Origin of the sequence: Niallia sp. FSL R7-0271, from assembly GCF_038005785.1 — a bacterium.
Lineage (GTDB): Bacteria > Bacillota > Bacilli > Bacillales > Cytobacillaceae > Niallia.
The window spans coordinates 941,297-955,745 of record NZ_JBBOTZ010000002.1 but is presented as its reverse complement, the minus strand read 5'-3'; the positions used below and the strand labels follow the sequence as shown (position 1 = coordinate 955,745).

Sequence of the window (14,449 nt, the reverse complement as noted above, 5' to 3'; positions counted from 1 at the left end):
TTTGTACCATCATAATGATAAATGAGATTTTTGCTGATTTATGCTATAATCCTTCTATAAATAATTAAAGAGGAATGTATATGTTAAAGTACCAGCAAATCGCAGCAGAAATTGAAAGATATATTGAGGACCATTCCCTCCAGCAAGGGGACAAACTTCCTGTCATCGAAGCATTAATGAATCAGTTTGAGGTCAGTAAAAGCACAATAACCAAGTCTCTTGATATGCTCGAGAAAAAGGGCATTATCTTTCAAGTAAGAGGCAGCGGTATTTTTGTAAGAAGACACCACCGCAAAGGCTATATAAGCTTACTTTCGAATCAAGGGTTTAAAAAGGATTTAGAGGGTTTTCAAATAACGTCACAAGTAATTGAATTCGATGTAAGAAAACCGACAGCTGAAGCTGCACAAAGCTTAAACTTAAAGGAGACGGAAGATGTTTACTATGTAAAAAGGGTAAGGTATATTAATGGGCAAACTTTATGTTTGGAAGAATCCTACTATCATAAAGGCATCATTTCCTACTTGAATAAAGAAATTGTTACTGAATCGATTTTTCATTATATAACAGAGGGATTAGGACTTAAGGTTGGTTTCTCAGATATGTATCTTCAAGTTGGGAAACTGGATGAGGCGGAAGCAGGTTATCTAGGACTAGTGAGTGGAGATCCGAAGCTTTCTGCTGAGACCATTTTTCATTTAACAAACGGCCAGCCCTTTGATTTTTCAAAGGTAACGTATAATTACGAGCAATCACAGTTCTTCCTCCAAGGAAACAGTCATATACTGTGAGTTCATAAACATACATGACCATATGATAAAACCTGTATAATCTTGAACATCTCCCATATAAATGGATTAAAAGGGGGTGTTATGATGACTGTTCATGTCGTAAAGAGCGGGGAAAATCTATGGTCTATTTCTGCTCGTTATAATGTGGCGGAAAATACGATTATTACTACTAACGGTTTAACTTCCTCAAGTATTGTGCCAGGACTTGCCCTGTACATCACAGATAATGCTTTACCTGTTCGTGCCTATAAAACAATTAACGGTGATAACTTATGGGAAATCGCACAACAATTTAATACAACCATTCCAGCTATCACGGCTGCGAATGAAGGCGTTTCTTTAAATCCTTTGCAAATTGGGCAAATAATTAATATACCCTCTCCGACCAAACTGACAATAAGCACACTTGGTTTTATTGTTCCATCCAATACAATAGCAAATCTTGCCACTATAAATTCCCTTGCTGCACAGCTAACGTATATTGCTATTGTCAACTATTCCTTCACAACGGAAGGCTATTGCTTTGCACAAACAGATGATAGTGCACTTATCAATCGATGCCGGCAGCTTAACAGCATTCCCTTATTAATGATCCGCAATTTTACAAGCAGCGGTTTTAGCCCAGAACTTGCGGGTGCTGTTTTGGAGAACGCCGTATACCGGCAAAACTTAGTATCGAGCATTGTTAATCTAACAAATACTCGCGGCTTTGGAGGCGTAAGTATTGATTTTGAGTTTATTCCACCAGCTCGCCGCAATGATTTTAATTTATTTTTACAAGCATTAAAACAACAGTTAGGAAGTTTGTTATTGAATGTGAATGTCCACGCCAAATCGGCAGATCTTCCAGCAAACCGGATTGTTGGAGCATATGATTATGCAGCTATAGCCAAGAGTGCGGATTTAATGGCATTGATGACCATTGATTACGGCTACCCTGGCGGTCCGCCTGAACCTGTTTCGCCTATTGCCTTTGTCGAACAGGTTGTTGCCTATGCTTTAACATTGGTTAGTTCCGAGAAGCTGATGATTGCAATGGCGCTATATGGATATGACAAAGTAGTCGCTACAAATGCGACACAAGGGGTATCTGTCCTTGCCGCCCAAAATACAGCAATATCCTTACTTACAGACATTCAATACGATAATGCGGCAAAATCTCCGTGGTTTGAATACTGGTCAGGAAATAATCAGCATATCGTCTGGTTTGAAGATATCAGGAGTTATCTAGAAAAATACAAAATAATCGACGTAAACAAGCTAGCTGGAACAACCTTTTGGCAAATCAGCTTGCCGGCACCGCAAAACTGGGCTTATCTACAAAGAGAAGTAACCATCATCAAAGGAGCTAACAGCCTTTAAACAATTAGAAAAACCCCGGCAAACAAACCGAGGTTTTTTTAATTGATTTATCTTTCATAAGATGATAACGCATGGCTAACAGCATTATATGCTTCTCCAAACGCAGCAGATGAAGAAATGTCGCCTGAAATATTTAATTCATTTTTTGCATGATTCGCTTGTGCCAATGCACGAATCATATCTTGCAGCAGTGTTCCTTTATCACCGTAAAGATCTTTTGCTGTTTCTAATAGTTCAATACTTGCTGTTAAGTCATTTGCTCCAGGTTGGTCAAAGGTTCTTTCCAGATTTTCTTTTACTTGCTCTAGTATTTCCCTCATAAACGGCACACTCCTTAAAATTAATCAAAGGTATTTTGTGCGAAAAGAAAGAAGCTTATCCTATAGAAACAGAAGGAGAAAAAGCACTCCTGGTAGTCAGAAGTGCCTGGTTATTCGTCCTTATTTTGGCGCCGTTTATCCATTAATTCTGCAGCCATTTTTGCTTTTTCCCTCGATGTGTTGATATAAAGCAGGGAAATATCTGATTGGGTATGGCCTAATTGGTTCATGATTAAGGGGATATCACCGCCGGTATGCTCTGCTAAATTGGTTGCATATGTATGTCGCAATTTATGGGGTGACATCCGCTTATCAAAGGACTTCGTATATTTATATACAATGTCCTCAACTGCTCTGTTTGTTAATGGTTCGGGATTCCCTTTATACAGTTTAATGAACAAATACTCGTTTTCGCCGCTGCCTGCCTTATACTTAGTCGCTCTCACTTCCAAGTATTTAATAACATCCTGGAGAGAGGAGGGAGTAACAGACACCGTGTCCTTTTTGCCTCCTTTGCGAATGACACTGATTTCGCTTGCTGCTAAATCAACATCCTTTAAGCGAAGGGAGGTTAATTCATTTACACGAATACCGCTGCCAAGGAATAGGGACAGTATCGCAAAATTCCTCTCTTTATCCCGCTTATAATATCGCAGCTCTGCAGGTGTTAATGTTTCCTCATAATGATGCTCGATATAATGTAGGAACTCGACATCATTATCGTTAATAAAGATTTTTTCCGTTATTTTTCGCGCTCTTTCATTAAATGTTTCTGAGACTTTTTTTATCGGAATTTTTTTCATCACATTACGGTGAAAATAAGGTTCACCACCATCAACCTCTGCTTCTAATGACAGGTAGTTGAAAAGAGAGCGGAGGGCTGACTTTTGCCGATTAACAGTTTTCGGACTGATTTTTTTTGTCACATCATCTTTTTCCGTTAGTTTGTACTTTTTCCTTGCTGCATATTTGAAGTAGTTCTGCACATCAGAAAGAGGCAGAGCGCCTAATGCTTCCACTGGAATTTCCTTCATGCACTCGCAGGAAACAATACCTTCTGCAAGCAGCCAGGAGAAAAATTCTTTATAATCCCTCACATAATTAAACAGAGTAAGAGGCGAGCGAATATCCAATTTATCGTCTACATATTCAACGACATAATAAGGCATTTCCTTCAGCAATTCCTCAAGCCGTTTTTCATACATTTCATGTTGTTTTGTTATTGCCATGATCACACCTCATATCAGGAATAAGATCTATTGCCTGAATTTTTATTTCTGTACATCCACCAATTTTATAGGCATCAGCTCTTACCGAATTTATCGGTTTACTTTATTAAAACGGAATGATAAAAGACTCCTAATTTGGTATATATGTTTATTTTATCAAACAGAACATTAGTTCGTCTATCGGAAGTGTCTATAAATAATACTTTTTTTTTGGAGAACCCCGGGGAATATTTTTGAAAGTGATTTAAGAACCATATGTATTTACTATATAATAAGTATAGCAAAGAATAATAAATATTTCTGTTTATATTACGTATAGAGGAAAGAATGGCATAATTAAACAATAGAGTAGGTGTGTTTATGCAAAAAATTATTTTTTTGGATATTGACGGAACACTTGTAGATGACAATGGCATTATACCAGATTCAGCTAAGCTTGCTGTTAGAAAGGCGAGAAGCAATGGGCAATTCGTTTTTCTTTGTACGGGACGTTCTAAATCGATATTGTTTCCGGAAGTATTAGAGATTGGCTTTGACGGCATTGTTGGTGCGGCAGGCGGTTATATTGAGCTAAACGGAGAAGTGCTGTTTCATGAAGTTATAAAAAAGAATAATCTGCAATTGGTGGTGGACTATTTTAATCAGCATGAAATTGAGTTCTTCTTAGAAACAAATGAAGGCCTATTTGCGAGTAAAAGCTGTAAAGACAGCATCCGTGCACTGATTGATACTGTTTTTGAAACACAAACAGCACAAGCAGAATTACGGAAGTCGATGCAGTCATTTTATAACAGTATCAGTGAAGCGGAAGACTTAGTGAGAGATGATATTAATAAAATTGGGTTTTTAGGTTCTGCTGTTCCGATTGAGCGTATTATGGAACAATTTCCGTCTGTTTTTACTGTCATTCCTAGCACCGTGCCTTTCTTCGGAACTAACAGTGGAGAGGTGTCAATCTTTGGAATCCATAAGGCGTCGGCCATTGAAAAGGTAATCGAGCATCTCGGCCTAGAAAAAGAGCATACATACGCATATGGTGATGGTTCAAACGACATCGAGATGCTTGAATTTGTTCAATACGGTGTAGCAATGGGCAATGCTAAAGAAGAAGTGAAACGGGCAGCTAACGATATTACCGACAGACATGACGAGGATGGTATATATAACAGCTTTAAGAAATATGGGTTAATATAAGTAAAAAAGAAACCTTCATTGACTGTGAAGGTTTCTTTAAGTTAAACATCTTACTTACATTGCTTAATTCCTTGTTCAAGTATTTCCATCGCCAAAAGTGTTTGCTCATCTTTAATTTGTTTGTCTGCTCCATTGATGATAGCGTTATAAATATCATCATAGACGCGGCCATAATCTCCAACTTCGGAAACAACCTTTTCTTCGTGATAAACTCCCTGTTCATCCATATATGTCAAGGTGCCGTAATGCTGAGGTAAATCGATTCCGAAATCAGCATGGTGTGGCATATAAAACAGCTTTAAATGTTCCTCTTGTCGATCCTCTGTTTGTTTGACAAAAACACCTTTTTTACCATAAAGCACAAAACTAGGACGCTGTACCAAACGAAAGAAGCTAGATTTGACGGAAACCTTCAGCTTGTCATAATAAAAATCTAAATCAAAATAATCGTTCATTCGGCCAGTACCAAGAAGCTGTCTGACATCATAATGGATATGGTCAGGCTTACCAAAATAAGAAATTACCTGATCAATCGTATGGGTGCCATGGCCGTATAAATAACTATGATAGTAAGTAAACGTATGAGTAGATTCTGGAGTTTCCGGTCTAAAATAATCATAATGCATTTCTACTTCAAGCAAATCGCCTAATTTACCGCTTTCCAAAACTTTTTTTGCTGTTAAGAAGTCGGAATCATAGCGGCGGTTTTGATAACACTGGGCAATCAAACCTTTCTCCTTAGCAAGAGCAAATATTTCTTCTGCTTCTTCCTTTGTCAGCATAAACGGTTTTTCCACTAGCACATGCTTATTATGCTCGAGTGCCATTTTTGCATATTCGAAATGCGATTCTACTGCTGTATTAACGACTATCAACTGAATTTCTGCATCGTTCATGATTTCAGTAAGATTAGTAGTATAATGAATAGAAGGATGTGCTTCCCAACTATCACGGTCAGGATTCCTGCGGTAAATAGTCTTTACCTTAATGTTTTCACGCTGTAGTACAAAAGGCAGATGATAACGATTTGTACTTTTACCATTTCCAATATAACCGATTGTTAACATGCTTCTCACTCCTAATTAGCTCTTGATAGCTTTAATTATATGGGTGCGAGGGGAAGAATGCTATAATCATCTTTGAAAACGCTTATTTAGGTAAAATAGTTCCGATTTTTTTGTTCATACTTTAAATATATTGGAAAAATAGTTCAGAATTAAAGGAGAATGGAGCGGCTTGTTAATAAAACAGATTGCAGCATATACAAAATTCACAACAACAGAGCAAACTATTGCAGAATATATACTCGCAAATACAAGCTCGATGGAAAATATCTCGATTCAGGAATTAGCGAAACGAACCTTCACTTCTAATGCTTCTATTATTCGTTTTGCTCAAAAAATGGGATTTAGGGGCTTCAAGGAGTTTAAGATTCAGCTGTTGAAATCAATCGAACAACTTGATGGACCGCAAAAAGACATTAATCCAAATATCCCTTTTGAGGACCATTCCCCGCTGATGAAAATAAGTGAAGATATGATGCATTTAACACAGCAAGCAATTAAAGAAACGTATCAGCTCTTAAATGAAGCACAGCTTATGGAAATGACTAAACATTTATATAATGCCAAACGTATTTTCCTGTTTGCGGCTGGTGATTCTCAAATTCGTGCCGAAAGCTTTCAAAATAAACTTTGGAAGATTAATAAATATGCTATTCTTGCTAAAGAGCGAGAAGAATGGGCATTAAACGCTGCGAATTTATTAAGAGATGACTGCGCCTTTTTCATCAGCTATGATGCAAAAGCTATGAATGACTTAGTTGCAGCAAGATTGATAAAAGAGAGAGGCATTCCTATTTTGTTGCTGACATCATATCCTGACAGTGAGCTCGGAAAACTGGCAGATGTAATTATTACCGTATCAAGATTAGAAACGAAGGAAACAGAGAAAATTTCCACCTATTCTTCTCAAGCAGCATTTGAATACATATTAAATGTGTTATTTTCCACTCTTTATCAAATGGAATACCAGGAAAATCGCCAAAGACAATTATGGAGAGCAGAAGTGTTACAGCAATACGAAGAGAAACCTTTTTAGAGGATGTGCCAATGTTCGGCAGTAAGAGAAGGGGAAGTATGAAATGCTAATTAAAAAGATGAAATACAGCTATAATTTAACGTCACAGGAGCAGTATATCGTAAACTATATACTGGAAAATCCGACAGTTGTATTTAACGCAACAGCTAATGAACTGGCTAAATTAACTTTCTCCAGTTCCTCGACAATTGTTCGTTTATGTAAAAAACTAGGTTTAAAAGGATATCCTGACTTTCAGCTGAAATTGGCACTTGAATATAAGCAAGACGGGAAAGCAGAAAAAAAACACACTGATTTCTCTGAAACCAAAAGCAGCATATACGGGATAGATTTAGTTCCAGGGTTTTATGAACGAGCATTTACCGAAACGAGAAGAATGTTTAACCATGCCAGTTTAGAACATATAATCGAGTGGTTAAGAACCGCTGAACGGATCGATGTTTATGGTGTTGATATCAATTATTATATCGCCCAGCAAGCTTGCGCCAAATGGAATGAAGTCGGCATGATGGCAGTTGCCTATAACAGTGCCAATCAGCATTATTTAACTAATCTCAAAAATACGTCATCTACTATTTCTTTTGTCATTTCCCATACAGGAAGAAACAAAGCAATGATTGATATTGCAAAAAGGCTTCAGAACAATCATATGAAGGTAATCGGTATTACCAGGAGCCGCGATTCTGCATTAGCAAAATTATGTGACGAGGTAATCATGACATATTCTTCTGATAAGCAACTTGAGTTATCTAAAATCTACAACATGATGTCATCTGTTTATATTTTTGATGTATTGTACATGAATTCCTTATTACTTCAACAAGAAAAAGAGAGCTGAAAAAAATTTCAGCTTTCTTTTTTGTTAAATATTATCTGCCGCGAAAATAATATTAGCGTCCATGCGCGCTTCTACCACTTTTTCCATAACAGAACGACTATAATCAAGCAAGCTATAGCAGCGGTTATAATCCTTCGTTTTATAGATGTCATTAAACTTGAGCAGTTCATAGTATAAATTGTTCATAGATGTTTGCTCATTAAATTCTGTCTTAGCTTCGTCATTGTGAAGAATTACCCGTCTGCAGCCATTTGCTCCGTTTTCAACATGAATATAGCCTTTTTCTCCTTGAATCATCACAAAGTTCTCGCTGCGAGTATCCTTTGCACCGGCACACACGGCAATAAAGTCTGGATAAGTTAATAACAGGACGCCAGATGTATCGATACCATTTGAATGTTTATTGGCGGTATAGCTCAGTTTCTCTGGGGTACCAAAGAGACCCATCACAAAATGCAAGTTATAGATATTAATATCAACGAGAGAGCCGCCAGAGAACTGCGGATTAAAGACGTTTGGTATCTCGCCGGCAAGCAATGCATTATATTTGCTGGAATATTGACTATAGTTGCATTGGACAAGCTTTATTTGCCCAATTTTATTGATATTTTCTTTTATAATTTGATAGTTTGGCAAATGGATGGTTGTAATTGCTTCAAATAACATTAAGTTATTTTGTTTTGCTAACGAGATCAATGTATCTGTTTCTTGAAGGGTAGAGGTAAACGGTTTTTCACAAATCACATGTTTCCCATGCTCCAGCGCACGATAAGCCTGGTCAAAATGGAGACTGTTTGGTGATGCAATATAAACGATTTCAACAGAGTCATCGGCAAATAAAGCATCTAAGTCGGTATAGATTTTATTTACTTCATATTTTGCTGCAAGCGGCTGTGCAGTTTCCTCTTTACGGGAGTAAATTGCCACACACTCTGCACTTGCTATTTTCTCTAAGCCTTGTAATAAGGCCTCAACAATAAACCCTGTACCTATTGTAGCTATTTTCATTGAGAACACCCCGATTTCTTCGCTGCTTCCACACCATCATTTAATATTTTTAAAACGGCTAAAACTTCTTCATCTTTCACTGGCTTTTCTGCACCAGTTTTTATACTTGCATATAATTTTTCGTAAAGAATACCATAATCGGTTATTTCAGACTTAACCGATTCATTATGCTCTATCCCATTTTCATCAATATAGGAAAGCTCTCCCCAATTACTTGCTGGTTCCACTTCAAACGATGCTTTTGTCACACCGTCTGGATTTTTTTGCTGATGACCGCTGCTGTATTTTATAAAGCTGCCTTTGTCGCCATGGACAATAAACTTCGGATGATTAATCTTTACAGCTAAGCTGCATTTTACCGTAGTCTTTAACAGGCCGTAATGGAAGTCGATATCGACATAATCATCTGATTCTCCTGGATGATTTATACTTCTAACATCATAATGAATTGCTTCTGGCTTACCGAATAAGGAATACAACTGGTCAATCGTATGAACCGCTAATCCGTGCAATAAGCCAAAACCCTTTTGGATATGCTGCGGATTAAAGTAGTCATAATGGGACTGTATTTCAATAAGTCGACCAAGCACACCACTGTCGATTACTTTTTTCAATGTAAGAAAATCACCATCAAATCGTCTGTTTTGATTGGCCATCGCAATCAGTCCTTTAGACTTAGCCAAGTCGAAAATTTCCTCTGCCTCTTCCACAGTTGGCGCAAATGGCTTTTCCACAAGGACATGCTTATTGTGCTCTAACGCTTGCTTTGCATAGGCAACATGACTGTCAACATGAGTACAAATAACGATTAATTCTATTTCATCATCATTTAATACCTCTTCGAAGCTTGTTGTGAAGCGGATATCAGGATACCAGGCTTCTCGTTCTGTATCTCCAATACGATCTTCTTCTCTTCTAAAGATACTTTTCACGTTAATCTGATCTTTTCTTTCTAAATATGGTAAGTGATAATTTACGACGGCATTACCAAAACCTACAAACGCTATGTTTAACATATGAACTCTCCTTTGCAATTTCTTAAAATAATCATAGCATCGAAATGACTATTAAAAACCTATCGTTGTCATTATGGTGATATCTTTCTAAATGCAGTTGAGACCATACGAAACTTGAAATCTGATTTCATTTCCCAAAATATATATGAGGCAAAAAGTAAAAAGATTAAAAGCCAAAGAACCGCTAATTCATGCTATTTATGTAATGAAGATGCTTGCTGAGAATTGGGAAATAATAAACCCTTTTTTTACGCTTAGAAGAGGATAACCATTTATCAGCAGCAGAAATAACAAAAACCTCTCTAGACAAATAATTGAGCAGTATCCTATAATCCGATTAAGAAAGATAGCGCTTACAAGGTTGTTGTCGACAAATAACCAACATGCAGGTAGTGTAACTGAATAAAAGGGGAGAGGTTAAAATGATTAAACCTAAGACATCATTTTTAGAAAGAATCTCTAATATTGTTGTAAATCGATTAGCCGGACCAATGGCAAAGTTTGGCGGTATCCCCGTTGTTGCCGCTGTAAAGGATGGTTTAGTCGCAATTGTTCCTATTGTGATTATTGGAAGCTTGTTTTTATTACTAGCTATGCTCGGTTTACCAGGTACTTTCAGTGAAGGGGCCCTTATCCCAGCATTATCTAGTCTAGCTCCAAAGCTGCTAGTGTTTTTCCATATAACCATGAATTTTCTCTCGTTATATGCTGCTGTTGCGATTGGCATGAATTATGCCAAACACTTTAATATTGATTCCACTAATGCTGCCTTATTAAGTGTAGCGGCATTCTTTTTGATTAATATAAATGATTTAACAAATGGGATGGATGTGACGAATTTTGCTGCAGGAGGATTATTTGCAGCAATTATCAGCAGTTTAATCAGTATTAGAATTTACCGATTTTTTTTGGAAAAGAAAATTACCATCCGAATGCCAGATGGGGTACCGCCAAATGTGACGAATGCGTTCGTTGCGCTCATACCGTTTTTGGTCATCTTAACGGTTTTATGGATAGTCCGTTCTATACTGAACTTTGATATCACAGTGTTTCTGAACTCCGTGTTAGGGCCAGTATTCAGCGGCACAGATAGTATTTTCGTGTATGTACCAAAAGTGTTTATCGGACTTTTGCTTTGGTCTGTTGGCATGCATGGAGATAATATGATAGGACCAATTTTTGAACCATTAAAACTGCAATGGGTAGCGGAAAATGCAGAGGCTTTAGCGAATGGAGTTAACTTAAAGGATTTGCCTCATGTGTGGACGACAGTGGTCGAACGAATCACAATCTGGCCTGCTGCTGCGTGGGGAATTTTGTTCTGGATGTGGCGCTCTAAATTAAAACAAGCTAGAACGTTGGCAGGCATTGTAACACCTGCAGCTGTATTTACAATTATTGAACCAATTGTTTTCGGCTTGCCAATTGTGTTAAATCCTTTTTTCCTTATCCCTTTTATCCTATCAGGGACCATCGCAGCTATAGTAACTTACGGGGCATTTTCCCTACATCTTATAAATAGAGTCTTTGTTGAACTGCCATGGGCTACTCCGCCGTTTATATCAGGCTATGTTGCCACAGGCGGTGACTGGAAGGGAGTGCTTTTAGTTATTATCAACTTTGCTATCGGCATAATCGTATATTATCCTTTCTGGAAAGCCTATGAAAAAGCTGAGAAACAAAAGGAAAGCGTAGAAAACGAAAAAACAGCAAATAATGATTCGACTTTATCTCTTTAATTCGAACATTGGGAAGGACCTATTTCTAGGTCCTTTCTCATGTTTTTTACGATTGGATTAGGAGGTCTTACTACATAGGACCCTCTTCCTCAGGAACGGATTCCTATATATCTTTACCTAGATAATAGGTATGATAAATCTATTATACAGAAGAGTAAAAACAACTTAGTCTGGATTCATCAAGGAGGGTTAACATTTATGATTGAAATGACAGTAGACAAAAAACCAGTTTTAATAACTTTATATGATATGGATAAAAATTATCTGAAAAATAACTTACGAAAAGAAAAAGCTTTTAAAGTACCTACTGCAACTGGAATGACTATTATGGAAAGCGACTATTTATGTGATTTGATCATAGATGTTCAATCTAAGGATGAAATCAGGCAATTAGTTGATATGCTCAGAACAATCAAAAAACGAAATATGCCGGTTAGATCGTTATTTCAAACGTTAGCAATCGGATTAGTTTCTAAAGGGATTCATTAACCACCATTTATTTGTAGTTATCCCTTAATACTATTAGATAAAAATTGTATATCTATGGCATGGAATCGGCAGTATCGGTCTCATGCCTTTTCCTATTTTTTAGCCGAAAAATTGATTTTAAAAGTATGAATCAAGAAGAGGTTAATTATTCTTTATATGCATATCCTAACAAATAATGAGCAGGTGGATTATCGTTTGAGGTGTAAACATGACATTAGCCTATACAATATCCCGATATGAGGAGCTTGAGGAAAAGCTTCCTGCTATCGAGGAATATCTCCAGAAAATAGCATATGGAAACCATGTGAAGATTTTGTATGCTTTATTGGAAGCAGTCAATAATGCCTTCGAACATGGAATCCAAACAGTTAAAGACGGAAGCATTACTTTTTCCATAAAGATAAGCGACAAAAAACTTTATGTTGATGTGTTGCATAATGGAAACGGTTTTAATTATGAACAGAAGATTGGGATGATTGGCAATCCAGATGTGTTTTTTAAAGAGCATCAAACATGTATGCGCGGCCGGGGAATAGCCATCATGCAGAAGCTTGCTGATAAGCTTATTTACACAGAAGAAGGCAAAAAACTGACTCTTATCTTTAGGATAGAGTAGTTTACTAAAATTTAAAGAAAGTGTGGCAGAAATGAAAGTCATAAAAAAAGCTCATATTCACATCCTTGAAATGAACGAAGATATTACGATTAAGAACAGCGAACACTTCCGACTAATGATGGGGAAGTTTCTGCATGAATCGACTGCCTCTTTAATACTTGATTTAAATCATGTTTCCTATTTGAACAGCTCAGGACTCGGTGTAATCGCTGATGGAGCTATGAAAGCAAGAAAAAATGGAAAGGAGCTTGTTGTTTCAGGAATTACGCCACCATTGGATGAGATATTCGAAATCGTTAAATTCAACACTTTTATGGAGCTATTTCCTACATTGGAACAGGCTGAACAATATTTTGAACAAAAGAAGACGCTTTAATGCTTAGAAGGAAAGGGAAGTGTAATGAAGCAGATAAATAGATTATCGGGAAGTAAATGGACAGGTGTCCTACTGGCTGCATACGTAGTAATGGAGCTGTTTATCTTCCTTAAACTTTCTTACAAGCTGAAAACAGGCATGGATATTCATCGTTTTGAAGAATATCAAACATTAAGTTTCTTCTTGCATCTTCCATTAGGTTTATTTATCGTTTGTCTGTTTTGGAAAGAAAGGAAAGAAACAATACGAAAAAAAGAGCTTATATTCGACTTAGAAAAAGTAACACTTAGGCATTTTACCTTATTTAATAATAATCTCTATCTGGCAATTATCGTCAATAACGAAGGCACAATAACAGAAGTTAACGAACGAGTAACTGACGTGCTAGGAGATAAGTTGATTGGGTCTCATTTCAAAGATCTGCTTTTTCATAAAGAAACCTCCAAATCACTTGAAAATTTCGAGGATGTACTAGAAGGGAAAATGGTGGACAGTACAGACATCATACGAGATAAGCATGAAAACCCAGTTTATATAGAATATAAAAGCATTCCGTTAATTATGCAAGGAAGAATAGATGGTGTCTGTGTTATCGCAAAGGATATAACAGAAAAGAAAAAACTAGAAGAGGAAATGAACAAAGATCTTGAACTCGCGACCATTCTGCAGCAAAGTGTACTCTGCAAGCCGCTAATTACGGAGGAGGTTCAGATAGAAGGGCAGTATATTCCAGCACATAATATCGGAGGAGATATGTATGTCTGGTATAGGATTAATGAGCATCAATACGGAGTGTTAATTATGGATGTAATGGGACATGGTGTTTCAGCTGCCCTTGTTTCCATGAGTATACGGGCACTGTTAGAAGGATTGATTGTCAGGGTAAAAGAACCTGTTCTTGTCATAGAGACACTAAACGCTCATATGCATAAATTGTTTAATGATCATACCAGCTCCTTACAGTTTTTCACTGCACTATATGCAGTTGCAGATACGAAAGAAATGAACTTAACATATATTAATGCCGGCCATCCTCCAGGGCTATTGGTACAGTCTGATCATGCAGAGCTTCTTAAATCCAATTGTGTTCCTTTAGGAATACTTGAAGAAATCAAGCCAACCGCTGAAACAGTACCTTTAAAAGATCCTTCGCAGTTACTTCTATTTACAGATGGACTATTAGAAAATATTGACGGTACAGCGATGTACCATGCTGTTAATAAATTGAAGGAATCTGTACTCGCTAATTCACAACTAGATACAAAAGGGCTATTGGAGATATTGCTTCATGATGGGGAAATAAGTAAACAAGATGATATTTCGTTTGTTAAGATGGCAATCAGCAAGTTCCGACATATATAAAACATTATA

15 protein-coding genes are annotated in these 14,449 nt (G+C 37.1%); 10 read left to right on the top strand and 5 right to left on the bottom strand.

The genetic code is table 11. The annotated features are described in order from the left end of the window. Positions 1-80 precede the first annotated feature (80 nt). Entirely contained in the window at positions 81-791 is a 711-nt protein-coding gene (locus tag MKX82_RS24810; RefSeq protein WP_237942733.1) for a GntR family transcriptional regulator, read from the top strand. 81 nt (positions 792-872) lie between these two features. Continuing rightward, on the top strand, positions 873-2,153 hold the full coding sequence (locus MKX82_RS24805; protein ID WP_341080862.1) for a glycosyl hydrolase family 18 protein: 1,281 nt from the start codon (positions 873-875) through the stop codon (positions 2,151-2,153). 47 nt (positions 2,154-2,200) lie between these two features. On the opposite strand, the gene MKX82_RS24800 is transcribed toward MKX82_RS24805, so the two are convergent. Both MKX82_RS24800 and xerS read right to left on the bottom strand, forming a co-directional pair. Then, positions 2,201-2,473, bottom strand: a complete 273-nt coding sequence (locus MKX82_RS24800) for a hypothetical protein (protein ID WP_233315268.1) — start codon at positions 2,471-2,473, stop codon at positions 2,201-2,203. A 110-nt stretch (positions 2,474-2,583) separates the two neighbouring features. Further along, on the bottom strand, positions 2,584-3,702 hold the full coding sequence (gene xerS, locus MKX82_RS24795; RefSeq protein ID WP_233315269.1) for a tyrosine recombinase XerS: 1,119 nt from the start codon (positions 3,700-3,702) through the stop codon (positions 2,584-2,586). Positions 3,703-4,062: 360 nt separating this feature from the next. Between xerS and MKX82_RS24790 the strand changes: the two genes are divergently transcribed. After that, positions 4,063-4,896, top strand: coding sequence for a Cof-type HAD-IIB family hydrolase (locus MKX82_RS24790; RefSeq protein ID WP_341080860.1), 834 nt, complete (start codon positions 4,063-4,065; stop codon positions 4,894-4,896). Between the two features lie 50 nt (positions 4,897-4,946). On the opposite strand, the gene MKX82_RS24785 is transcribed toward MKX82_RS24790, so the two are convergent. Next, a complete protein-coding gene (locus MKX82_RS24785) occupies positions 4,947-5,963 on the bottom strand; it encodes a Gfo/Idh/MocA family oxidoreductase (protein ID WP_233315271.1) in 1,017 nt (338 codons plus the stop codon). 169 nt (positions 5,964-6,132) lie between these two features. Between MKX82_RS24785 and MKX82_RS24780 the strand changes: the two genes are divergently transcribed. Together MKX82_RS24780 and MKX82_RS24775 are read left to right on the top strand one after the other, a co-directional pair. Continuing rightward, a complete protein-coding gene (locus MKX82_RS24780) occupies positions 6,133-6,996 on the top strand; it encodes a MurR/RpiR family transcriptional regulator (protein ID WP_341080859.1) in 864 nt (287 codons plus the stop codon). A 43-nt stretch (positions 6,997-7,039) separates the two neighbouring features. After that, a complete protein-coding gene (locus MKX82_RS24775) occupies positions 7,040-7,834 on the top strand; it encodes a MurR/RpiR family transcriptional regulator (protein ID WP_341080858.1) in 795 nt (264 codons plus the stop codon). A gap of 24 nt (positions 7,835-7,858) precedes the next feature. On the opposite strand, the gene MKX82_RS24770 is transcribed toward MKX82_RS24775, so the two are convergent. Both MKX82_RS24770 and MKX82_RS24765 read right to left on the bottom strand, forming a co-directional pair. Then, complete coding sequence (locus MKX82_RS24770) at positions 7,859-8,842, bottom strand: Gfo/Idh/MocA family protein (protein WP_341080857.1); 984 nt, start codon at positions 8,840-8,842, stop codon at positions 7,859-7,861. Then, the gene (locus tag MKX82_RS24765) at positions 8,839-9,858 is read right to left on the bottom strand and encodes a Gfo/Idh/MocA family oxidoreductase (RefSeq protein WP_233315275.1); all 1,020 of its coding nucleotides are present in this window, start codon (positions 9,856-9,858) and stop codon (positions 8,839-8,841) included. Before MKX82_RS24765 ends, MKX82_RS24770 begins: the two co-directional genes overlap by 4 nt. Before the next feature lie 422 nt (positions 9,859-10,280). Here MKX82_RS24765 and MKX82_RS24760 point away from each other — a divergent pair, with 422 nt between their 5' ends. The 5 genes from MKX82_RS24760 (at position 10,281) to MKX82_RS24740 (ending at position 14,440) form a co-directional block, all read left to right on the top strand. Next, entirely contained in the window at positions 10,281-11,597 is a 1,317-nt protein-coding gene (locus MKX82_RS24760; RefSeq protein WP_341080856.1) for a PTS sugar transporter subunit IIC, read from the top strand. 198 nt (positions 11,598-11,795) lie between these two features. Then, positions 11,796-12,086: a hypothetical protein gene (locus tag MKX82_RS24755; protein ID WP_233315277.1), complete on the top strand. Its 291-nt coding sequence runs from the start codon at positions 11,796-11,798 to the stop codon at positions 12,084-12,086. Between the two features lie 208 nt (positions 12,087-12,294). After that, the gene (locus MKX82_RS24750) at positions 12,295-12,702 is read left to right on the top strand and encodes an ATP-binding protein (RefSeq protein WP_233315278.1); all 408 of its coding nucleotides are present in this window, start codon (positions 12,295-12,297) and stop codon (positions 12,700-12,702) included. Between the two features lie 31 nt (positions 12,703-12,733). Further along, the gene (locus MKX82_RS24745) at positions 12,734-13,078 is read left to right on the top strand and encodes an STAS domain-containing protein (protein WP_233315279.1); all 345 of its coding nucleotides are present in this window, start codon (positions 12,734-12,736) and stop codon (positions 13,076-13,078) included. Between the two features lie 24 nt (positions 13,079-13,102). Further along, the gene (locus MKX82_RS24740; protein ID WP_341080853.1) at positions 13,103-14,440 is read left to right on the top strand and encodes a SpoIIE family protein phosphatase; all 1,338 of its coding nucleotides are present in this window, start codon (positions 13,103-13,105) and stop codon (positions 14,438-14,440) included. Positions 14,441-14,449: the final 9 nt, after the last annotated feature.